A 22,330-nucleotide genomic window follows, 5' to 3' on the forward strand; every position below is an offset into this window, starting at 1 on the left:
CTCAAGCCTCACTAGGGATGCGCGAAGCCGCGCCAGACGCGACCGTTTCGGACTGCCCGCTGCCCGTGCTGCTGTCGCCTGCCTCTTTCCTTCCGCTCGTGCCGGGCTTGTCTCCGCGAAAGCGTTTTGCCAGTTCCTCGAACGCCGCCTGGAGCTCGGTCTCCTCGATCTCGATATCGCCGAAGCCTGCACGTAGCGCGATGCGACCGATACGCTCGGCCTCTCTCGTTTCCGCATGCTTGAGCTGTTCCTGGAGCTTGGCGATTTCTGCGCGGATCTTGGAGGACGGTTTCTTCATCTCTGGATTGTCCCTGTTGCCTGCATGTTGTGGTTCACGCAGCCAGAGTCGTTCAGATCGGCGTGCCGATCTACTAACAGAAATGCGAGTAGGCGCAGCCTACGCTTTTGAGCATCATCCCGACCGTTCGCAAGGACGGATCCGAAGGGCGCAATTATACGTCGCTGATGCGACGCTCTGCTTCACGGCCCTGGAGGGGCCTTCCGCTCCTGACGAACACATTGATTTTGTTCGATCCACGGAGCTTGCTTGGTCATGGCCGTCCCGCATTTCTCAGTCAGCATCGTTGCACGCGGCTCCGGCCGCAGCGCCGTGCTGTCGGCGGCTTATCGGCATTGCGCCAAGATGGACTATGAGCGGGAAGCCAGGACGATCGATTACACCCGCAAGCAGGGCCTGCTGCATGAGGAATTTGTCATTCCCAGTGACGCACCAGAGTGGCTGCAATCTTTGGTTGGCGATCGGTCTGTGTCCGGTGCGTCGGAAGCTTTCTGGAACAAGGTCGAAGAGTTTGAGAAACGGTCGGATGCGCAGCTTGCCAAGGACATCACCATCGGCCTGCCGTTAGAGCTGTCGGCCGAACAAAACATCGAGCTTGTTAGGGACTTTGTGGTGCGCCACATCACAGTTCAGGGTATTGTGGCTGACTGGGTTTTCCACGATGCACCGGGCAATCCGCATATCCACCTAATGACAACGTTGCGGCCGCTGACTGAAGACGGTTTCGGTTCGAAGAAGGTGGCGGTCACGGGACCGGACGGCAAAGTGTCGCGCAACGATCGCGGCAAGATCGTCTATGAGATTTGGGCCGGTGGGCTCGATAACTTCAACGCGTTTCGCGACGGCTGGTTCGCCTGCCAGAACCGGCATCTGGCACTTGCCGGTCTCGATATCAGGATTGATGGCCGTTCCTTCGAAAAGCAGGGCATCGACCTGACGCCGACGATCCATCTTGGCGTTGGCACGAAGGCGATCGAGAGGAAAGCAGCCAGTGGGAATCGACCTGCGGAGGAGAAAGCTGCGCTTGAACGGTCGGAGTTGCAGGAGGCGCGGCGGGCAGAGAATGCCCGCAAGATCCAGCGCAAACCGGAACTCGTGCTCGACCTGATTACGCGGGAGAAGAGCGTGTTCGACGAACGCGACGTCGCCAAGATCCTGCATCGCTATATCGATGATGCCGGTCTCTTCCAAAGCTTGATGGCGCGCATCATGCAAAATCCCGAGTCCCTGCGGCTCGATCGCGAACGGCTCGATTTTGTGACCGGGGTCCGTGCGTCGGCAAAATACACGACACGTGAACTGATCCGGCTCGAAGCCGAGATGGCCAACCGGGCAATCTGGCTGTCCCAGCGTTCGTCGCATGGCGTCCGGAAACCAGTGCTTGAGGCGACGTTCGCGCGCCACGAACGGCTGTCGGACGAGCAAAAGGCCGCGATCGAACATGTGGCCGGTGATGAGCGTATTGCCGCCGTGATCGGCCGCGCCGGCGCCGGCAAGACCACGATGATGAAGGCCGCCCGCGAGGCATGGGAAGTGGCCGGCTATCGCGTGGTCGGTGGTGCGCTCGCCGGCAAGGCCGCAGAAGGTCTGGAGAAGGAAGCGGGTATTGTCTCGCGCACGTTATCATCCTGGGAGCTCAGCTGGAGCCAAGGTCGCGGGACGCTCGACGAGAAGACCGTTTTCGTTCTTGACGAGGCTGGCATGGTTTCCTCGCGGCAGATGGCGATGTTCGTTGAGACCATCACCAGAGCCGGCGCCAAGCTCGTGCTTGTCGGCGATCCGGAGCAGTTGCAGCCGATCGAAGCGGGTGCTGCCTTCCGCGCCATTGCCGATCGCATCGGCTATGCGGAGCTCGAAACGATTTACCGTCAGCGTGAGCAATGGATGCGCGACGCATCGCTTGATCTCGCGCGCGGCAATGTCGGCAAAGCCGTCGCAGCCTATCATTCCAATGGCAAGATGATCGGCTCCGAGCTGAAGACTGATGCGGTCAACAACCTCATCGCCGACTGGAACCGAGAGTACCATCCTGCCAAGTCTACATTGATCCTGGCGCATTTGCGCCGTGATGTCCGCATGCTGAATGAACTGGCGCGTGCCAAACTGATCGAACGCGGCATTATTGAGCAGGGATTTGTGTTCAAGACCGCCGATGGCAATCGCAACTTTGCAGCCGGTGACCAGATTGTCTTCCTGAAGAACGAGGGCTCGATCGGCGTCAAGAACGGCATGCTGGGCAAGGTGGCGGAAGCAGCACCTGGTCGCATCGTCGCTGTCATCGGCGAGGGTGAGCACCTGCGCCAGGTTATCGTCGAGCAGCGCTTCTACAACAATGTCGATCATGGTTATGCCACCACGGTGCACAAGAGCCAGGGTGCAACCGTTGACCGGGTCAAGGTGCTCGCGTCCCTGTCTCTCGATCGCCACCTCACCTATGTTGCGATGACACGCCACCGCGAGGATCTCGGCGTCTATTACGGCCACCGATCCTTCGCCAAAGCTGGCGGTCTGGTCGAGACCCTTTCGCGCAGGAACACCAAGGAAACGACGCTCGATTATGCAGGCGGTAGCATCTACCGCCAAGCGCTACGCTTTGCCGAAGCGCGGGGCCTTCACATCGTCAACGTCGCCAGAACGGTTGCGCGCGATCGTCTCGAATGGACGGCTCGGCAGAAGCAAAAACTTGTCGATCTCGCCGGCCGGCTTGCAGCCCTCGGCGCCAGGCTCGGTTTTGCAACGTCGACGACCAGCACAATTCGAACTTCAGCAAAGGAGGCCAAGCCCATGGTGGCCGGTATCACCACATTACCGAAATCGATCGATCAGGCAGTCGAGGACAAGCTTGCATCCGATCCGGCATTGAAGAAGCAGTGGGAGGAAGTCTCGATGCGCTTCCACCACGTTTACGCGCAGCCCGAAGCGGCGTTCAAGGCGGCGAATGTCGATGCGATGTTGAGCGATCCGGCGACCGCGGCGAAGACGCTTTCACGTATCACTGCAGAGCCGGAAGCCTTCGGCTCCTTGAAAGGAAAGACCGGTGTCTTCGCGAGCCGTGCGGACAAATTGGATCGGGACCGGGCGCTCAAAAATGTGACGCCGCTCGCGGACAGCATCAGCGACTATCTCCGTCAACGCGGCGACGCCGAACAGCGAAATCACGCCGAGGAGCTTGCGGTGCGTAGGCAGGTTGCGCTGGAGATCCCCGCTCTCTCGTCCAATGCGAAAAGCGTTCTTGAACGAGTGCGTGATGCCATCGACCGAAATGACCTGCCCTCTGGCCTCGAATATACACTCGCCGACAAGATGGTGAAGGCTGAACTTGAAGGTTTCGCCAAGGCGGTCATCGAGCGCTTCGGCGAGAGAACCTTCTTGCCCCAAGCAGCGAAGGACGCCAATGGCGAGGCTTATCAGCGGGTCACGTCAGGAATGAATGCCGCCCAGAAGAGTGAGGTGCAACAGGCCTGGAATATGATGTGGACGGTGCAGCAACTGTCCGCCCATGAACGCAGTGTGACGGCACTCAAGCAGGCTGAGACACTGCGTCAGACCAAATCTCAGGGGCTCACCCTCAAATGAAGATGCGCCATCGACATAAAGTGCTCCGGCGCATGAAGCGGCTTGTCTGGTTTTACCGGATCAGCAGCGTTAGCCTTTTTACGCTTGGCCTCATTGTCCTGTTCGCAGGTCAGGGCTTCAGGATCAATCTCACACCAAGCGCGCCCCTAGGCCTATGGCGGATCGTTCAGCCCGATCGGCCGATCCTGGTTGGCGATTTGGTCTTCATTTGTCCACCGAACACTGACGCGATGCGTGAGGCGCGTGCGCGTGGGTATCTGCGCTTCGGCCTCTGCGCCGGACGCGTGGCGCCGCTTATCAAGACCGTTGTGGCGACGTCCGGAAAGGCGATCGAAATCAGTGACGACGTGCGTGTCGATGGTCGCCCCCTACCTCATTCGAGGGTTTTCCGGATGGATGGCCAAGGGCGCGAGATGACAGCTTATGATGGTGGTGTCGTTCCGCCTGGCACGGTCTTTCTGCATTCCCAGTTCCCGGGTTCGTTCGACAGCCGATATTTCGGTCCTCTGCCGATGGATGGCATCCTCGGACTGGCGCGAGAGGTATGGACCTATGCGCCGTGAGCTGTTTCGAACGGGTGCGCTTGTGACACTATCGATCGCCGCCGGCTGGATCGGCTGGAGCGGTGATGTGTTGCTCCTCCCGGTCGCAGGGGCCTTTCCCATGTTCTGGTCTATGGCGCGTACGCGCCTCCAAGCGACGGCAGTTTCCGCAGCATACTTCCTCGCCGCATCGCGTGGACTGCCACAGAGCGTGGCCAACTTTTATTCTTTGGATATCTCGCCCGGTCTCGTGCTCTGGCTGGTTGCTTCCTCAGCCTTCGTAGCCGTCCATTCGGTGCTTTGGTCGGATCGTAAGGGATGGCAGAAGCAGCTCCGATACATGGCTGCGTGTTTTGTAATGGCGGTTCCACCATTCGGCATTCTGGGATGGGCGCATCCGATCACCGCGGCGGGCGTTCTGTTTCCCGGCTGGGGATGGTGGGGTTTGGGTGCGATGGCCGCCGGCCTGGGCATGATGACGACGCACTATCAGCCGGCTGCAGTGATAGTCATGACAGGCTTCTGGATCTGGTCCGCCGCTGATTGGACGCCGCCGATTCTACCTGCGCTGTGGACAGGTGTAGACCTCGAAATGGGCGCATCTCTCGGACGCGAAGCTGGCCTCCAGCGGCAACAGGAGCTGATCGACGTTGCTCGCGTCCAACCGCCTGGCACAACGGTCGCGCTACCGGAAAGTGCTCTCGGTTTCTGGACGCCGACGGTTGCTCGCTTCTGGGAAAAAGGGCTCACCGGGACCGATATCACGGTCATCGCTGGAGCGGCACTCATCGATGGTCGCGGCTACGACAACGTGCTCGTGACGATATCCGCTGGGAAAACGGAGATTCTCTATCGGGAGCGAATGCCGGTGCCCGGTTCGATGTGGCAGCCGTGGCGAGGCTGGATTGGTGGCGGTGATGGGGATGACGCTGGCGCGCGGGCACATTTCTTCGCCAATCCCGTCGTAGGGGTCGCCACCGCAAAAGTCGCGCCGCTGATCTGCTACGAACAACTCCTCGTCTGGCCGGTTTTGCAATCGGCCTTCCACCGCCCTGACGCCATCATCGCAGTCGGAAACGGCTGGTGGACTGCGGGGACGTCAATCATCGACATTCAGCGGGCGAGCAGCGAGGCATGGGCCCGCCTGTTCGATCTTCCTCTCGTCATTTCATTCAACATCTGAAACATGGAGCTCGCATGCTGGATGCTGCGTTGATCAAGGAATGTGCCGATCCTTCGTTGAAGCCGGCTATCGTCGAGCAGTTCGTCCAGGCGGTCGGTTCCGACGATCCGCTTGCCATCACGGTGAAGTCCGGTGGCCGTCTGATCCTCATTCCCAAACCGAAAACACCCGAGGAAGCGATCGAGATCGTCCGTGAGAACATTGCTGGCTCTATCGTGCGGGTTGGCCTCACCCAGATCCCGGCTGGCATCGGGGTGAAGGACGCGTGGGAGCTGAAGGTGGCTCTCGTCGATCCCTGCGCCAATCTGCGGATGGGCACAGCGATGTTCGCCAAGATCCTCCGCACCGTTGCGAAGTGGTACGGAAATCCGACGAGGGAAGAGGTTTTCCCGCAGCTGTTCGATGACGCGATTCACGCCTGGCGGACTGGCAAGTTCCAGGGGGAGAGCGTGTTTCAGACTGAGGATCCGGGTGGCGCGGTCGTGCAACGGCTAGCACTCGAGAGTGACGATGTTGCCGAAGTTGAGGAGAGTGGATACTCGGAAATGCCGGAGGAAACTCCGATCAAACCCGACGACGCTGGTATCCGGATCGATCTGACGAGGATCGGGGGCCAGAAGTGATGTCGTTTAAGATCGGACGTTTGTTAGATTAAAAATGGACGGCATCTCGCTTTAAATTAGACGGTCATTGAGTTAAGAATGGCCGTATGACTGATCACTCAAATTTTAAGCCCCTTGTCGATCGTAAAGCCTTGCCTCTCGTGGAGGCAGCTCTGGCCGACACCCGTGTCGTTCTGATATCTGGACCGCGGCAGGCAGGCAAGACCACGCTTGCGCGCATGTTCTCGGATAGCGATCGGCCATATATCACATTGGATGATGCGGGTACGCTGAATGCCGCTAAAGCCGACCCCACAGGGTTTATACGAGGGATCAAGCGAGCGGTTATCGACGAGGTACAACGAGCCCCTGATCTGATGCTTGCAATCAAGGCGAGCGTGGATGCCCATCAGGAGCCGGGACGGTTTCTGCTAACGGGCTCCGCCAATCTCGCGACCATTCCGGCTATTGCTGACTCTCTGGCCGGCCGAATGGCAGTCATTCCGCTTCTGCCCTTTGCGCAGGCCGAAATCCGATCAAGTCCTGGCCTCATGCTAGACCGGTTGTTTGCGGGAGAGGAACCAGCCACCAAGGGTGAGGTTGTTCTGGGCAAGGAATTGATGAGCATGGTTCTGGCGGGCGGCTATCCTGAAGCCTTGAGGCGAACCACATCAGCCCGGCGAGTCTCGTGGCTCGAAGACTACGTTACTCTTATCCTGGATCGCGACGTGCGCGACATTGCCAACATCGATCAGCTCGATCGTTTGCCACGCCTCCTGAACATCCTTGCGGAACATGCCGGCCAATTGATCAACAATAGCAGCTTTGGTTCTGCACTGGGATTATCCGGCGTCACCGCTCAGAAATACATAGCTATTTTAGAGCGGCTATTCCTTATCAAAACTCTGGTGCCATGGTCGAACAACCGGCTCAGCCGGCTTGTCAAAACGCCAAAGCTTCATTTCATCGATACAGGACTTTTGGCGGCTTTGCGCGAAGACGAACTGGCCAGGCTATCCGGCGACAAGACCCGATTTGGCGCCCTGCTAGAGAGTTTCGTCGTCTCCGAACTGATGAAGCTGGCATCCTGGTCCGAGAGACGCGTGACGTTTTCGCATTACAGAACGAAAGATCTGGATGAGGTCGACGTCGTGATTGAGGATCGGCGCGGGCGAATCATCGGTATTGAAGTGAAAGCGTCTGCGACCGTTAAGGCCGATGATTTTCGCGGGTTACGTCAGTTGCAGGCAGCGGTCGGTGACCGTTTCGTGCGTGGGCTCGTCCTTCATGATCATGACCGCATCACGCCGTTTGCCGAACGCCTGCAGGCTGCGCCCCTCTCAATCTTGTGGTCGATGTGAAGTGGATTTGTGAGGCTTATGAGGTTTTGCCTAGTGGGTGTGGCAGCGAGAAGCGATTTGCGTTGTTTAAGGTAGCACCAAGGTCCGAAAGTTTGGGTGGTCGGCTGCTTACCGTGTGTGCCGTCGTCCCAGATCTCTGCAAGCTCGACCATGCGAACCGTGAGCGACGGGTAACCTGCAACGATATCCCCTGTGGTCGCGCGCTGGCTTCTCATGGCTGCAACTATTCTAACCGGAACACGGGTTGCCCCTGAACACAGGCTCACCGCCGCAGACACCTGTGACACGCTCGATCGCGTTTGTGGCCTCACGAAGGGACAGTGCGATCCCCAGTTCCATTGTCGGGCGTGACGAGTTCAACATGGCTTACTCCGAGCGCCTGGGCGATTTCATAGAGGGTAACGATGGACGGATTTCGCGTCCCCCGTTCGAGGCCGCTCAGGTATTGCTGGCTAAAGCCGGAACGCGCTTCCACGTCCTCTTGCGTCAGGCCTTTTTCCCGACGGAGGCGGGCGAAATTCCGGCCGACCAGCTTGCGCATATCCATACGCGGAAGATCGGCATTTACATACTTTAAGTTTATCAACTATAATATGTAATTGAGATTTAAACCGATTTGCCCTCGCGGATACCTCGTTCCAAAGAAGGTTTACACCGGCAGCATATGGGCGGTAATTGGACCGATAATGTTCAAAGCAAGTGCAGACGGGCCTGTGTCTGATACCAAACTCATATTGCGCCCACTTATCGGATTGATGAGTGACCAGTCGCCCGAAGAGATTGAACGCCACGTCGTGCGCGAGATCGAGAAACATCGTCGTTTGCGCGATGACGCCGTCATGCTCGAAGTGCGGGTCGATGCCGCAACTGACTTGGAAACGGCGCGCGAGGCAAGTCAGGCCTATATCGCTGCGATGATTGCCGTCCACGCGCAGCAGACGGTCGTGTCAACGCTTCTCGACATTCTGGGCTACATTCCGGACATGCCGAAATCAAAGGGCCACTGAGCTAGATCAGGCCTAGTTCCTTGGCCATTGCGGTTGCCTGGGGCAAGCTTGTCGCGCCCAAGGCCGATTTGGCGTTGCGGAGGAAGAACGCGACATTGGCATATGTCGTGTTCTCGATGATGGCGATGGCCTTCATTGACTTGCCTTCCGCAGACCAGCGCAAGCAGGTCAGTTCATCAGATTTCATGCGTATTGGGGTGTGATGTGTTGGCTTCGCTAGAAGACCTTCCAACCTCGAGTGCAGTTGCGCGACCGCAGAAGCGGCAAGCACGGGGTTCAGCGATTGCCCCATGGCGAAATCTGCCTCTTCCGAAGCCAGGGTAAGCATCGCCATCCGCCCAAATCCCGTTTTGATCGGGATCGTGATACCGGATCGAATCCCGAACTCCCCGGCCTCTCCGTAGAAGTTCCTGCGCTCCTTGCTCATTCTGAGCGATGCTTCGTTGGACCAGGCGAATGCTGCCAACTGATCGCGCGCGTTGCTCACGACGGGATCAATCAGAGCGTAGGATTTGTCGAAGTACCGCCGCTGCCAGTCGAGGTCATAGTTTGAGATCGCCGTTTGCGTCTCCGCCTGCAGATTGAGGTAGGCATATCCGCCAAAACCAGCTTCTCGGCTTAACTTTTCCAGAATCGCCTTCACCGTGGCTTCGTCATGTGCCAAGGCGACCTGTTCGGTCAAACGCTCAAACCATTGGTTCAATTCATGGCCTCCTATCAATGAGGTATGAACGCAACGAGGTTGCAATCATAAGTGGCATTACCCTTTGTAGAGGGCTTGGTAGCTCCGAAACGGAGGCAGAGCACACCATTGTGCTCGCCTGAAGTCGATTATTAAGAAAAAGAACTTACCTACGCAAGATTGTGAATCGTCATCGCGATTCAATTAAGCGGATGATCACCGATTCGCGCCAAGGTCTATTCTATTGTCGATATGAACCGGGGAAAATTATGTCTTGATCGACGAGCACGTTGAATTTGTAGCCGGGCCGGATCCTGATGGTAGGCTGCACGTTGAGATTTTTCGAGATCGCCTGGTCCGCCACACGGCCGAACGATTCGACAAAATTCCGCCGCGCTGCATCTGAAGCCGTATCCTGCGTGGCGAACGTCGAACTCTCCGGCATCGACATGTCGATCCCCGTGCCGATGATGGCAATGAGCGCGGCAGAGCCGAACGTGCGCCAGAGGTGCCGATCGACCTTGTCCTTGAAGCCGCCGTATCCCTCGGCATCCGTGCCGGCCATGCCGCCGATCTGAAGTGTCGAGCCGTTGGGGAAGATCAAGTCTGTCCACACGACCAGTACGCGCTCCTGCCCGAACGACACCTTGGAATCGTAGCGGCCAAACAGCTTCGATCCCTGAGGGATGAGCAGCCGGTAGCCGGTGGCGCTGTCATAGACGTTCTGGCTCACCTGCGCCGAAATCCTCCCCGGAAGGTCAGAGTTCAAACCGGTGATCATTGTCGCCGGGATGACAGATCCCCGCTTCAACTCGTAGAGCGAGAGCTGCGGGACGACCTGGTTTGGCAGATAGCCGAGATCCTTGATGTCCTGGTTGAAAAAATCCTCCTTCGACGTCTGACCATTCTGATCGACGTTCTGCCCGAGCAGACCGGATTTCATTGCCGCACTGTAGAGATCGGACGCACTGTTCGTCGTGGCATGGAGCGGTTGACGGGAATCGGTCCTTGTTTCGGAGGCGCTCTTCTGGACCTCGGAGACGTCAACCTTGAGCGGTGAATCGAGCGCTGTTGCCCGCGCCTGGAGCCTCGCCATCCTTTGACGCTGCGCTTCGCGCAGAATCTGCTCGTCCTGTTCCCGCTTCAGCCGCGCCTTCCACTCGGCCTCGGGTTCGATCTGGGATCGCCGCTCTGTGCGGGCCTCATTCTGCCGCTCCACGACCGGTTCTCTCACCGGCTCGCGTTCGACAACCACAGGCGTCGGCTGAAACACTTCGCGTTGCTCCGGTTCGCCTATGATCCCGTCCGACACCCCGCGTTTTAGCTGATCGCCAAACGTTGTCGCCGGCGACGCGGAGGTGGTGTCGAGCTCGTTACCACGGTTGAAGGAGAGACCCCGCCAAGACAGGCCGATAATCACGACACCGAAGAACAACACGATGATGACGATCGCGACGATAATCGGCAGGCGATTGAGACGTCGCATGTTCTGTTGATCGTCAGCATTGCCCGCCGTGCCGAGCTGGAGCGATTGAACCATGATCTCCCCTCCCCGTCAGTTTCGCTGCATGATCGAGAGCGGACTTGCCGGTGTCGCGCCGGCTGATGTCGCGGTATAGGCGCGACCGAGCGCAATCGCCGGCGTGCTGATCCGTGCAAGGACCTGTCCGTCGAAGCTGTCGATCGACCACGCAACCTCCACCGGCTTCTGATCCTTGCCGACTTTCCCGTCGGCGATGACCGTGTATCCCCATCCCTTCAATGCGGCCTCGAGCGCTGCGGCATATTCTGAGGTGTCCTTGTCCATTTTGAGCGTCGTGGTGCCGGCCGGGCCCACCTGTTCGGCAAGGCGGCTCGCCATGTCGCCGGCGATCGCGCTCGCGGTGGCGCCAGTGACAGAAATCGGCGTGGAACTGGTGGTCAGCGTTTCATCTGCAGTCTGGCAACCGGAAAGAACCGCGGTGATAATGATGGCGGCGATGGTCTTGTTCATCGGTCAGCCTCCCCGCCGGATGGTGATCTTCTGCTGGCGCCAGCCAACCCCGGAGATGAGCACAGCCTTGTCGACGGCGTAGTCGACGATCATCATGTCGTTCTTCATGCGATAATTGACGATGCGGTTCTGGCCACCGCTGACGACGAACAGCACCGGAGCGTCCTGGCCAGAGATTGATCGGGGAAACTGGATGTACGTCTTGGCGCCGTCGGAATAGACGCGCTTCGGCCGCCACGATGCGCCGCCACTGACCGAATAGGAGAAGTTCAGTTTGTCCGGAGCCGCTCCGGGAATTCCAACGGTCTCGAGCCGGGCATTGATGTCAGCCAGCTTGGTCGACACATCCTCCGGATACTCGAAGCCGATCCGGGCCATGTACTGGCTGGGATGGGATTTGAGCTGGATATGATAGGTTCGTCGCGACGTCGTGACGACCATCGATGTGACGAGGCCGGCCTCCGACGGCTTGACGATCAGATGGATCGCCTGCCCGCTGGTTGCCCCTGACGTCGCAGGTTCGACCTTCCACCGGACCGTGTCACCGACAAGCACGTCGCGGACGATCTCTCCGCCTTGCAGCTCGATGTCGCAGACCTGAAGCGGCGAGCAAACCACGGAGGGCTGGGTCTCGCCAAACAGAAAGATGACCTTGCCATCCGGTCCAGTTGTGACCAGACCCGGCGTTCCCCGCCACTTCCGCGAGATGTTGGTCCCCTTCACCTCGTTCGACGTCATACTTTGCGCGATTGCGCAATCCGCAAGGGCGAGCCCGGCCATGCAGCCGACGGCGGCGATCAATCCTGTTCTGTGCATGTGAATTCCCCTGCCCTTAAAGCTGTGCAGTCCAGTCGAAGTCCTGGACATAAAGACCGATTGGATTGAGCCGGATAATCGCCTCGTCCTGCGGCGCGGTGAGTGCGACCGTCGCGATGCCGCGGAACCGCCTCGTGCCGGTCTCCTTGCCCTTGCGGTCGCGTTCATACTCGGTCCAATCAATCTGATAGGTCTGGTTGGAGAGCGCCACGATGTTGTTGACCTCGATGGCAACGGTCGATGTCTTGGCCTTTTCGAACGGCGAGTTGCCGCGGAACCAGGCATTGATTTTCTGGGTGGAAGGATCGGATGTCCTGAGCAGCGCATAGGTCCGATCGATGTATTGCTTTTGCACCACGGCATCCGGCGTGATCGATTTCAGGCTGGTGATGAAGTTGCCGAGCGTTGCGCGAACGACCCGGGCATCGGCGTACTCGATCTGCTGGGGGAAGCCTGCTGTCACCGACGTGCCGAGTTTATCGACTTCGACGATGTAGGGCACCAGCTTGACCTGTGTGCTGAGATACATGGCATAGGTGAAGCCGATCACGGCCATCGAAAGTCCGAGAATGCCGACGATCCGCCATGCGCGGGCGGCCTGGACATAGGATCCATATCGTTCCGTCCATTCCTGCCGCGCGGCAAGGTAAGGGCTGTCGGGCGGCCGGTTTGCTGCCATCGCTTGTCGCCTTTCTGATGATTACTTGTCGTTTCGTTCGGGTGGCGTCTTGGGGCCGTATTGACCGGTGCGGCTCTCGTCGAGCTTGGCGTTGGCGAGCCCCATGATCGAGCCGGCATAGGCTCCGGGCGAACCGATCGCCTTTTCCTTGGCAGCCGATCCGGCTGCTTTTCCAGCCGACCCGATCCCGGAGCCCATGCCGCGAAGTGCTGCGCCGGCAAATGAAGAGCCTGCTGCGCGCGCTGACTGAGCCGCAGCGGCGCCGGCTCCCACAGCCCCCGCCGCGAGCGACGCTGCTCCAAGTGCAAATGAAGCGGCCTGCCCCCCATGGCGGATAGTTTCCATCCCGCCAGAAACAGACGCGCCTTGAACGACTCCTTGGATGATGTTCGGGACGTACATGGCGATGATGAAGACCACGACCGCGATCCCGGCGATCGCCAATGCGGTCTGAAACTGGTCCCCGACGTCGGGCCGGTTCGCAAGACCGATCAGAACCTCGGAGCCGATCCGCGAAATCATGACTAGAGCCATGAGCTTCATGCCGACCGAGAACGCATAGATCAGGTAGCGGACGGCAAAGTCCTTGGTGAACGATGAACCGCCAAGTCCCAGCATGATCATGCCGGCGAGCAGGCCAAGATACATCTCGACCATCACCGACACGAAGATCGCGGCAACGAGCGAGAATGCGATCACCGTTACGACCATCGCGAAAGCGGCCGAGATGGCAAGCGCATTGTCCTCGAACAGTCCGAACTGCACCTTTTCTGACATCTTGGTCGCAACGGCCAGTCCAGCATTGAACACATCCGCTGGCGAAGCCGTACCTCCACCAGCGCCAATCTGAAACAGGCTATCGACGACCGCCTTCGCGAAGGTTGGTCCCTGTGCGAGAGCGAAGGCGAAGAAACCTACGAACATGATGCGCCGGACCAGTTCAGCAAACCAGCTGTCAAGCGACGCGGCCTGAAGCGCCAGCCAGACAGCAGCAATACCGATTTCGATCCCTGCGAGAATCCAGAACAGCGACCTTGCCGCATCCATGACGGTGGTCTCCCAACCCTTGGCGGCAGTGGTGATCTCGTTCTGAAGGGCTGTCAGGACCGACCCTTCCTGCGCAATCGCGGGCTGGAACGACACGACGATGAATGCGACGAGCACCGCAATGACCCTGATCTTTTTGAGTTCAGAGGTCATGCGATTACCACTCGATCTTCATCTTCTCGCCGCCCGACGTCGGATACTCCTTCGTCGACCCAAAGAACTTTTCGTGCCGCTCTCGCGCTCCCTGTCTCTCTGAGATCAGGAACCACAGGCCTGTTCCTCCAACAGAGATCACTGCGGCGAGGATGGTCAGGATCAGCTTCGTTCTCACCATTCCACCTTCATTTTCTCGCCGCCGGATGTTGAGGGCGCAGTTGATTTGAAGAATTTCTCACGCCGGGCCTGTGCGAGGTCCTTGTCCGTCTGCTCGGTTTGGAGCCATGTCCCCATCATCGTCATTTGCTGCGAGACAAGACCACGCAGCTTCTGCATCTGGGAAACCTGCTGGGCGGCAATCTGGTGTCCGACCTGGAGAGCCTTCATCTGGCCGTCGGCCGACTCCGACATTGATCGCAGCGAACTCATCGTACCCTCCTCGGTATCGAATTGATCCGCCGTCAGGCTCGCCGCCTTCAGCGTGCTGCCGATCGTGTCCCGGTTCGTGTCTGACCAGGACTGGTAGGTGTTCGAGAATGTCTCGGCATTAGGCAGGTTGGTTTTCAGGTCCGCATAGCTCTTGAACCGCTGCTGAAGGACATCGTCTGCATTGCCCATCGAAAACGATATGCTCTGCCCTTGATCAACAATGCTTCGCAGACGGTTGAGATCGCTTTCGACCTGGCCCCAGATATGATCAGGGAGCTGCGCTGTGTTCTGCAGCATGTTCTCATAGATCTTCAGTTGGTTCTGAATCTGCTCTGCGAGTTGCGTGATCTGGGTCAGCTGGTTATCGACCTGCAGGCCAGAGCTTTTGAGAAGATCGATGAGCTGAGCATTGTTGGCGAGCTGCGTCCATTCGGTGGCAGCGCCCGTTGCAGAGCCCGCATGGACGGAAGCAATCGGCAACAGCGCGATTGCCGCAGTCATCGTTGCGACGATCCAGTTACTGGGCGTTGAGGTGCGACGTGGCATCGTGAACTCCTCTTGATTCGAGCCAATGGGTAGGCCAGTCCTCGCCGTGTTCCGCCTTCAGCGAGCGGATCCGCTTCAGGTCTTCCTTTCCGGATGCGCCCACAAAGCTCAGCGCTACCGGCCCGAGCGACATGTCGAAAAGCCGACGGCCGTCCGGTGTCGCGACATAGTATTCGCGCTTGGGGATGGCGCTTGAGACGATCTCGATCTGGCGCTCGTTGAACCCGATCCGCTCATAGAACTCGCGCGTGCCTGGCTCGCGCGCAGCGCCGTTCGGCAAGCATATCTTGGTCGGGCAGGATTCTTTCAGCACGTCGATGATGCCGGAACGCTCGGCGTCGGAGATGGATTGCGTCGCCAGAACAACGGCGCAATTGGCCTTGCGGAGCACCTTCAGCCACTCCCGGATCTTGTCGCGGAACACGGGATGCCCGAGCATCAGCCAGGCTTCGTCGAGGAGGATGAGGCTCGGAGAGCCATCGAGCCGCTTCTCGATCCGGTGAAAGAGGTAGGTGAGAACGGGCACCAGATTACGCTCGCCCATATTCATGAGCTGCTCGATCTCGAAGCACTGAAACGCTCGAAGCGTCAGCCCGTCCTCTTCCGCGTCGAGAAGCTGACCCATCGGGCCGTCGACGGTATAGTGATGGAGTGCGTCCTTGATCTCGCGCATCTGCACGCCGCTGACAAAGTCCGATAGCGACTTTCCGGGTGCTGTCGCCATCAGCCCGATCTGGCGTGAGATTGCATTGCGATGGTCGGGTGTGATGGTAACGCCCTGCAGGGCGACAAGCGTTTCGATCCACTCGGTCGCCCAGGCGCGATCGCCATCCGTCGAAAGGTCGAAGAGCGGGCAGAACGCCAGCGCTTTCACCTCCCCACTCTGGTCGTTGCCAATCTCATAGTGATCGCCGCCGGCAGCCAGCGTCAGGGGAAGGAGCGAATTACCTTTGTCGAAGGCAAAAATCTGGGCGAACTCATATCGGCGGAACTGCGCTGCGATCAGAGCGAGAAGGGTCGATTTGCCCGAGCCTGTCGGTCCAAAGATCAGGGTGTGGCCGACATCGTCGAGATGCAGGTTGAGACGAAACGGCGTCGATCCCGAAGCCACCTGCATCAGCGGTGGCGAGTTCGGCGGATAGAAGGGGCACGGCGCCACTGGGCTACCCGACCATACCGAGTTGAGCGGGACGAGATCTGCCAGGTTGCTTGTATTGATCAGCGGCTCACGGACATTAGCGTACCAATTCCCCGGCAGACTTCCGAGAAACGCATCTGTCGCGTTCAGGGTCTCGACGCGCGCTCCGAACCCCTCTGCCTGGACGAGCCGGCGGATGGCTTCCGCCTTTTCCTGCAGAGCGTCACGGTCCTCATCAAAGAGGATGACGACCGGGGTGTAATAGCCGTAAGCGACGAGCTGGGACGACGCCTGAGCGATGGCGTCCTCGGTCTCGGCGACCATCGCCATGGCATCCTGATCGACCGATCTGCTCTGGGTCTGGAAAAGCTGGTCGAAGAAAGGGCGAACCTTCTGCTGCCACTTCTTTCTCGTGCGTTCGAGTTTCTGGCGCGCCTCTTCCGCATCGAGGAAGATGAAACGAGACGACCAGCGGTAGGTCAGCGGCATCAGGTCGAGATTGTTGAGGATGCCGGGCCAGCTCTCGGCCGGCAGGCCATCGATGGCGACGACAGCGAGGAACCGATTCTCGACCTTCGGCGTCAGCCCATGCTCGAGCTCCGCCGTCGCCAGCCAGTCGAGATACATCGGAACCTCGGGCAAGCGAACCGGATGGCTCTCCCCCGTAATGCAAAAACGAACTAATTGCATGAGATCGTCATAGCAGGCTACCCGCTCCCCTCCCCTTTCACGGACTTCGCGAGTCTGCATGCGAGCAATCGACAGGGTATTGGCAAGGTATTGTTCGATTTCCCGGATCGCGTTGCGGAACACGAACAGGACAGTGTCCGCATAGGATTTCTTGCGGCTCTCCTCGTCAGAGTAGATGTATTTGGATAACGCTGTCTTCTTCGACGCGAGCGGTCGGTAGGTGAGAATGATCGCGTGCTTGCTCTCGAAATGCCCCTGCTCCCGCCCGAAATGGGCCCGGCGCTCCGCATCGATCGCGCGGGTGACAGGGTCCGGGAAATGGCACTGGTCCGGCGTGGGATAGTCGACTGTCGGCACACGGATGGCCTCGACCTGAATCATCCAGCCCGTCCCCAGACGCGACAAGATCGCATTGATTTGACGAGACAGCTCATTGCGTTCGAGGTCGGTGGCGCTTTCGGAGTCCGGACCCGCGAAGTACCAGCCTGCCATCAGGCTACCGTCCTTCAAAAGCAGGACGCCGTTGTCGACCAGGCCGGCGTATGGAACCAGATCAGCGAACGAGGGACCGGTCGCGCGGAATCGTTTGAGGGCAACCATCAGGACACCTCAGTATCTTCGCCACGGCGCGGCCGTCGGCCGGTAGTGGGATTTGTAGGAAATGTGACGGGCATAGACCTGCCGCATCAGCGGGTCAGACTTGGCCATCATGCGAAGCAGGCCGACAAGCACGATCCAGACGGCCACACCGAAGAGCGCCGAGTAGACCGTCAGGACGACGAAGATCAGGATCACGGCGGCGAGCCCGGTGATCAGCACAAGCTCGCGGTCGGCGCCCATCAGGAGGTTTGGACGCGACAGCGCGCGATGAATGCGATTGCGTTGGAGGCTCACGATGCCCCCTCCCCCGCTTCATCATCTGAAACAACTTGCGTGACTTGATCCGTTGGCAGGCCGATCGATGCACCGGTGGCGCCAAAGAGGCCGACGATGGTTGTGGCGCCAAGCAGAATGCCGGCCACCAGAACGACATACATCAGCCTGCGGGCGAAATCGTTGAGCTCGCCGCCAAAGATCAGCATGCCGCCGGCGATCGCGACAGCCGCAAGAGCAATGTAGCCTGCGACTGGGCCGGTGATGGATTCCTGGATTTGTTCGAGAGGTCCTTCCCATGGAAGGCTCCCGCCTGAACTGGCGAAAGCGGGGGAAGTAACGGCTGCGATAGAAAGGGCCATCACGGCAAGAGGCAGGAGTGATCTCTTATGCTGCATCGCAGTTTTCCTCTGCATATGGTTCGGTCTGGTACTGGCCGCCTGCAAAGCGGGTGACATGAAGGATTTCGCTGATGCGCCGGCCCTTGGCCGTTCGTTCGATCGAGATGATCAGATCGACCGCATCTCCGATGACAGCCTGCATAGGCTGGTGACTGGCCTCGGCGGTCAGTTGCTCAAGACGCAGGAGTGCGGAGCGTGCGCTGTTTGAATGGATCGTTGCGACCCCTCCTGGGTGCCCGGTGTTCCAGGCCTTCAGCATGGTCAGCGCTGCACCATCGCGGACCTCGCCGACGATGATCCGATCCGGCCGAAGGCGCATCGTGCTTTTCAGGAGACGCGACATGTCGACGGCGTCGCTGGTGTGAAGGCTGACTGCATTGTCCGCGGCGCACTGGATCTCGGCTGTGTCTTCCAGAATGACGAGCCGATCATCGGGAGAGCTCGATATGATCTCCGCCAGGATCGCGTTGGTGAGGGTCGTCTTTCCCGAGCCGGTGCCGCCGGCGACGAGAATGTTAAGCTTAGAGGCAATGGCGCTTCGAATGACCTCCGCATGCTTTGCAGTCATCACCTTGCTGGATACATAGTCATCAAGCGGTATGAGACGCGACGCGCGACGACGGATCGTGAAAGATGGTCCGGAAACCACCGGTGGCAGCAATCCCTCGAAACGGTGCCCGCCGATCGGCAGTTCTCCCGAAACGATCGGCCGAGCATCGTCGACCTCGGAGTTCAAAACATGGGCGACGCTTCCGATAACGGTCTCGGCGGCCGAGCGTGTCATCTCGCCAGCGGCTGTCATGCCGTGGCCAAGCCTCTCGATGAATAGACGACCATCTGGATTGAGCATGATCTCAACGACACTCGGGTCTTCGAGCGCAATGCACAGATGATCTCCCAGTGCGTTCTGCAGCTTGCTGACGAGGCGAGGGAGTGAGCGGTTTGGGGTGCTAAGCATGATCAGGCCGCTTCCTGTCGATGGAGTGAGAAGCTCGACGAATAGATGCTGGGGCGAAGTCGATCGAAGCTCACCCAGTTTGCGGGCAGCAGACCGGCGACGCTCTTCGTTTCGTTGATTTGGGCAGGTGGGCCGAGGCGGCTTAGCGGCCAACCTGCCCGACGGAGGATGCGCTCGAGTCTGACATCCGTGGCGGTTACGATTTCTTGATAGCCATGCAGAATGCTCCACTCGACGATACCGGCGAACATGGCGAGGGTCGCCGAGTGGAGGCCCGCCTGCTCCCGCTCGGCAGCGGCGTTTGTATCGACGCAGAACCGGGAGCTTTCGATCACCCGATTGTGCTTTGGGAGTTTCTCGGTGCCCAGGAGCTGAGGGAACACCTGTTCCACCATCGTGCCGCCTGCGGCTGGCAGCAGGCGCGCGCATCCAATCACTGTCCCTGTGCGGTCGAGGCAAAGGATGTATGTCGGGCTTAGCTTGTCGAAGCTGTCTATTTCAAGACCTGATGTGCAACGGACTTTCCAAGCCAGTCGGCCGCGGAAAACGCGCGCACGGAGCCGGTGCATTTCGTGAATGAGGCACTGTTCAGCTTCGTTCTGTGGGTTCTTGATGGCGACGACGCGCATCGAGCAAATCTCCCTTGCGTTGGTGACGCAAGGAGGTTTGCCGGTGCTGAGAAGTTCGATCTACTGCCAAAAGTGGTAGCTGCCGACGCCACTTCTAACTGCTAGACCCGAAGGAAGTTGGGTCACGCGAGTGAGTCACGAACCAGCAAAAATATGGGTAATCGCCTTTTTGGTGAGAGCCTTGCATTGGGTTACGTCGCTGAATTTGCGTGGAAAAATGAGAATTTATCCATTAGCGATTCCTGCTGGAGCTGACATGTTGAGACTTTGTTAACTTTAAATTCCTTGCGGGGTATTCAGAATCGGGAGATAGTTGCGAAAATTATGGCCAAAGCGCCATTTTTTTGAAAGTTGAGCCACTCAGGAAACAGTTTGCAAAATGAGCCAGCCGCAGCCGAACCGTTTTGATCTGGAAATCGCCGAGCAGGGTTCGAAGATCTCGGGCGCTCTGCATATGCTGCGTAGCCAGCAGTACCCGCCTGACGCCCGGAAGGGACTTCGCAAATTTCAGATCGGCGAGGTCGCCGATTTCATGGGGGTAACTCAGAGCCATCTTCGACAGATTCATTCCGAGGGAAAAGGCCCGGAAATTGAGTCAGTCGGTGGTCGCCGCTTCTATACAGCTGCTCAAATGCTGGAACTTCGGGAATACCTCGAGGCGAACAAAAAGTCGGACAAGCGATATTATCTCCCAAAGCGACGTCCCGGCGAGCCCATGCAGGTCGTCTCTGTCGTGAACTTCAAAGGTGGAAGTGGCAAGACGACGACGGCAGCCCATCTTGCGCAGTATCTTGCTTTGACCGGCCACCGTGTCCTCGCCATCGACCTCGACCCCCAGGCATCCCTGACTTCGCTATTTGGTATCCAGCCCGAGCTCGATGAGACCTCCTCTCTCTATGAAGCTCTTCGCTTCGATGAAGGGAAGAAATCTATTGAGGAGGTCATTCAGCCCACCAACATTCCGGGCCTCGACGTTGTCCCGGCGAACCTGGTTCTACAGGAATATGAATATGACGTCCCGCTCGCGATTTCATCGAAAAAAGGTGACGAAGGCCGGCTTTTCCATATGCGGATTGCCAATGCGCTGAAGGCCGTCGACGACCGTTATGACGTCGTTGTCATCGACTGCCCTCCTCAGCTGGGTTATCTGACAATTACGGCCCTTATGGCCTCAACGGGCATTTTGATCACGATCCACCCTCAGATGCTGGATATCATGTCGATGAGCCAGTTTCTGATGATGCTCGGTGGTATATTGACCCCAGTGGCGGAGGCTGGAGCAGAAATCCGAATCGAGTGGTTTCGCTATCTTGTCACGCGGTTCGAGCCTACCGATATTCCGCAGGCTCAGATGGTTGGCTTTATGCAGTCAATGTTTGCTCAGCATATGCTGAGAAATCATGTGCTCAAGTCAACCGCGATTTCAGATGCCTCGATCAAGAAGCAGACGTTGTATGAGGTTGAGCGCGGAGACTTCGTGCGATCGACATACGATCGAGCAATTGAGAGCCTTAACTCGACAAACGGCGAGATCGTGGAGTTAATCCACAGCGTGTGGGGGCGAAAGTGATGAACTTGTCAGCCGTTTTTTTTCCAGCTTTTTATCGGCGGATCAATCTCTTATCGGAGTTGAACAGCACAAGGGGAGACCGCTATGTCACGTGAGAACCCTTTCGCAAAACTAGATCTCTCGTCCATTCCTGCTGGAAAGTCGCCGGTGAAGCCTGGCTACGCTATGACTGGTGCTGCCAAGACTGTCGTGCGGTCAATAGAGGATCTCGCGGAGAACACCAAAAAGCTTATGGAAGGTGAAGTGATCGTGGATTTAGATCCGCGATCGCTTGACGTTTCACTGGTAGCTGACCGACTTTCCGACGACGACGAAGAGTATCAGGAGCTAAAGTCGGCAATACGAGCTGCCGGGCAAACCACGCCGATCCTCGTGCGCCCCATTGGGGACGGCCAGCGATACATGGTCGTGTTCGGACATCGCCGCCGGAGAGTTGCCGAGGAACTAGGTATCCCCGTCAAGGCGGTCGTCAAGAAGCTAGATGACATTACGTCGGCCATCGCACAGGGCCAGGAGAACTCTGCACGCTCGAACCTGTCCTTCATTGAGCGGGCATACTTCGCACAGAATCTAATTGCAGCCGGGATGGGAAAGGATGTCGTCAGATCGTCGCTGGCGATTGACGAAGCGATGCTTTCCAAGATGCTTGGAGTAATCGAAACCGTCCCTGAGCCTGTCATCAAGGTGCTTGGAGCTTCCAAAAAGATCGGCAGAGACAAATGGTTAAGCTTGCGACAAATGCTGCTTGCCCCTGCCCTGCGTCGGGTGGCCACCGATCACGCTGCGACGCCTGATTTTCTGACGATCCCGGAGGAAAAGCGGTTTGATGCGCTTCACGGCTACCTGAAGCGCTATAAAGCCAAGTCCTCCGCTAAAACTCTGAAGCCTGTCGAATCCAATAAGTCTTGGATGTCAAATGACAAGTCTTTGAGTTTCTCAATGAGTGCCAAGTCGAAGAAGGTGGCGATCGAGCTTTCGAGCGTGGAAGCGAAACCCTTCAGCGACTGGCTTTCGAGCCAAATGGATCATCTGTACGACGAGTACAGGCGGTCAAAGCCCAACACTGATGGAGACTAAACCGCAAAAGAAAAAGGCCCCCAAACGGTAAACCGTGGAAGCCTCTCTCGTTATCCTTAGCAAGATCGAGAATCGCA

General features: G+C 58.3%; 23 protein-coding genes. 8 read left to right on the plus strand and 15 right to left on the minus strand.

Annotation, left to right across the window (positions count from 1 at the left end):
• Position 1: 1 nt before the first annotated feature.
• Positions 2-298, minus strand: coding sequence for a conjugal transfer protein TraC (traC, locus tag FNA46_RS17550; protein ID WP_143126508.1), 297 nt, complete (start codon positions 296-298; stop codon positions 2-4).
• Positions 299-553: 255 nt separating this feature from the next.
• On the opposite strand from traC, the gene traA reads away from it, so the two are divergent.
• From traA to FNA46_RS17575, 5 genes are all read left to right on the plus strand, one after another.
• Positions 554-3,874 carry a Ti-type conjugative transfer relaxase TraA gene (traA, locus tag FNA46_RS17555; protein ID WP_143126540.1) on the plus strand — a complete coding sequence of 1,107 codons (3,321 nt, stop codon included), beginning with the start codon at positions 554-556 and terminating at the stop codon, positions 3,872-3,874.
• A gap of 2 nt (positions 3,875-3,876) precedes the next feature.
• Complete coding sequence (gene traF, locus FNA46_RS17560; protein WP_246103171.1) at positions 3,877-4,437, plus strand: conjugative transfer signal peptidase TraF; 561 nt, start codon at positions 3,877-3,879, stop codon at positions 4,435-4,437.
• A complete protein-coding gene (locus tag FNA46_RS17565; RefSeq protein WP_143126510.1) occupies positions 4,427-5,599 on the plus strand; it encodes a conjugal transfer protein TraB in 1,173 nt (390 codons plus the stop codon). The genes traF and FNA46_RS17565 overlap by 11 nt, the downstream gene beginning before the upstream one ends.
• A 14-nt stretch (positions 5,600-5,613) precedes the next feature.
• Positions 5,614-6,222 carry a TraH family protein gene (locus FNA46_RS17570; protein ID WP_143126511.1) on the plus strand — a complete coding sequence of 203 codons (609 nt, stop codon included), beginning with the start codon at positions 5,614-5,616 and terminating at the stop codon, positions 6,220-6,222.
• Between the two features lie 86 nt (positions 6,223-6,308).
• Positions 6,309-7,562, plus strand: coding sequence for an ATP-binding protein (locus tag FNA46_RS17575; protein WP_143126512.1), 1,254 nt, complete (start codon positions 6,309-6,311; stop codon positions 7,560-7,562).
• 307 nt (positions 7,563-7,869) lie between these two features.
• Here FNA46_RS17575 and FNA46_RS17580 read toward each other — a convergent pair whose 3' ends face one another.
• Positions 7,870-8,109 (minus strand): helix-turn-helix domain-containing protein, encoded by a 240-nt coding sequence (locus FNA46_RS17580; protein ID WP_143126513.1) that lies wholly within the window; start codon positions 8,107-8,109, stop codon positions 7,870-7,872.
• Positions 8,110-8,275: 166 nt separating this feature from the next.
• On the opposite strand from FNA46_RS17580, the gene FNA46_RS17585 reads away from it, so the two are divergent.
• Complete coding sequence (locus FNA46_RS17585; protein WP_185969898.1) at positions 8,276-8,569, plus strand: transcriptional repressor TraM; 294 nt, start codon at positions 8,276-8,278, stop codon at positions 8,567-8,569.
• Between the two features lies 1 nt (position 8,570).
• Here FNA46_RS17585 and FNA46_RS17590 read toward each other — a convergent pair whose 3' ends face one another.
• From FNA46_RS17590 to traI, 13 genes are all read right to left on the minus strand, one after another.
• On the minus strand, positions 8,571-9,272 hold the full coding sequence (locus FNA46_RS17590; protein ID WP_246103166.1) for an autoinducer binding domain-containing protein: 702 nt from the start codon (positions 9,270-9,272) through the stop codon (positions 8,571-8,573).
• A 220-nt stretch (positions 9,273-9,492) separates the two neighbouring features.
• Complete coding sequence (gene trbI / locus FNA46_RS17595) at positions 9,493-10,791, minus strand: IncP-type conjugal transfer protein TrbI (RefSeq protein ID WP_143126515.1); 1,299 nt, start codon at positions 10,789-10,791, stop codon at positions 9,493-9,495.
• A gap of 15 nt (positions 10,792-10,806) precedes the next feature.
• Positions 10,807-11,244 carry a conjugal transfer protein TrbH gene (gene trbH, locus FNA46_RS17600; RefSeq protein ID WP_143126516.1) on the minus strand — a complete coding sequence of 146 codons (438 nt, stop codon included), beginning with the start codon at positions 11,242-11,244 and terminating at the stop codon, positions 10,807-10,809.
• 3 nt (positions 11,245-11,247) lie between these two features.
• Positions 11,248-12,060 (minus strand): P-type conjugative transfer protein TrbG, encoded by an 813-nt coding sequence (gene trbG, locus FNA46_RS17605; RefSeq protein WP_143126517.1) that lies wholly within the window; start codon positions 12,058-12,060, stop codon positions 11,248-11,250.
• Positions 12,061-12,076: 16 nt separating this feature from the next.
• A complete protein-coding gene (locus FNA46_RS17610; protein ID WP_062428114.1) occupies positions 12,077-12,739 on the minus strand; it encodes a conjugal transfer protein TrbF in 663 nt (220 codons plus the stop codon).
• Between the two features lie 21 nt (positions 12,740-12,760).
• The gene (gene trbL, locus FNA46_RS17615; RefSeq protein ID WP_143126518.1) at positions 12,761-13,939 is read right to left on the minus strand and encodes a P-type conjugative transfer protein TrbL; all 1,179 of its coding nucleotides are present in this window, start codon (positions 13,937-13,939) and stop codon (positions 12,761-12,763) included.
• A 4-nt stretch (positions 13,940-13,943) separates the two neighbouring features.
• Positions 13,944-14,120 (minus strand): entry exclusion protein TrbK, encoded by a 177-nt coding sequence (gene trbK, locus FNA46_RS17620; RefSeq protein ID WP_143126519.1) that lies wholly within the window; start codon positions 14,118-14,120, stop codon positions 13,944-13,946.
• Positions 14,114-14,872 (minus strand): P-type conjugative transfer protein TrbJ, encoded by a 759-nt coding sequence (gene trbJ, locus FNA46_RS17625; RefSeq protein WP_425468776.1) that lies wholly within the window; start codon positions 14,870-14,872, stop codon positions 14,114-14,116. The genes trbK and trbJ overlap by 7 nt, the downstream gene beginning before the upstream one ends.
• A gap of 16 nt (positions 14,873-14,888) precedes the next feature.
• Positions 14,889-17,345 carry a conjugal transfer protein TrbE gene (locus FNA46_RS17630; protein WP_143126521.1) on the minus strand — a complete coding sequence of 819 codons (2,457 nt, stop codon included), beginning with the start codon at positions 17,343-17,345 and terminating at the stop codon, positions 14,889-14,891.
• Positions 17,346-17,354: 9 nt separating this feature from the next.
• Positions 17,355-17,642, minus strand: coding sequence for a conjugal transfer protein TrbD (locus FNA46_RS17635; RefSeq protein ID WP_143126522.1), 288 nt, complete (start codon positions 17,640-17,642; stop codon positions 17,355-17,357).
• Positions 17,636-18,016: a TrbC/VirB2 family protein gene (locus FNA46_RS17640; RefSeq protein WP_143126523.1), complete on the minus strand. Its 381-nt coding sequence runs from the start codon at positions 18,014-18,016 to the stop codon at positions 17,636-17,638. Before FNA46_RS17640 ends, FNA46_RS17635 begins: the two co-directional genes overlap by 7 nt.
• The gene (gene trbB, locus FNA46_RS17645; protein ID WP_143126524.1) at positions 18,006-18,977 is read right to left on the minus strand and encodes a P-type conjugative transfer ATPase TrbB; all 972 of its coding nucleotides are present in this window, start codon (positions 18,975-18,977) and stop codon (positions 18,006-18,008) included. The genes FNA46_RS17640 and trbB overlap by 11 nt, the downstream gene beginning before the upstream one ends.
• 2 nt (positions 18,978-18,979) lie before the next feature.
• Positions 18,980-19,606, minus strand: a complete 627-nt coding sequence (gene traI / locus FNA46_RS17650) for an acyl-homoserine-lactone synthase (protein WP_143126525.1) — start codon at positions 19,604-19,606, stop codon at positions 18,980-18,982.
• Between the two features lie 379 nt (positions 19,607-19,985).
• On the opposite strand from traI, the gene repA reads away from it, so the two are divergent.
• Together repA and repB are read left to right on the plus strand one after the other, a co-directional pair.
• Entirely contained in the window at positions 19,986-21,176 is a 1,191-nt protein-coding gene (gene repA, locus FNA46_RS17655; protein WP_143126526.1) for a plasmid partitioning protein RepA, read from the plus strand.
• Positions 21,177-21,260: 84 nt separating this feature from the next.
• Positions 21,261-22,253, plus strand: coding sequence for a plasmid partitioning protein RepB (repB, locus tag FNA46_RS17660; RefSeq protein ID WP_143126527.1), 993 nt, complete (start codon positions 21,261-21,263; stop codon positions 22,251-22,253).
• Positions 22,254-22,330: the final 77 nt, after the last annotated feature.

This window comes from Affinirhizobium straminoryzae (assembly GCF_007004135.1).
GTDB lineage: Bacteria > Pseudomonadota > Alphaproteobacteria > Rhizobiales > Rhizobiaceae > Neorhizobium > Neorhizobium straminoryzae.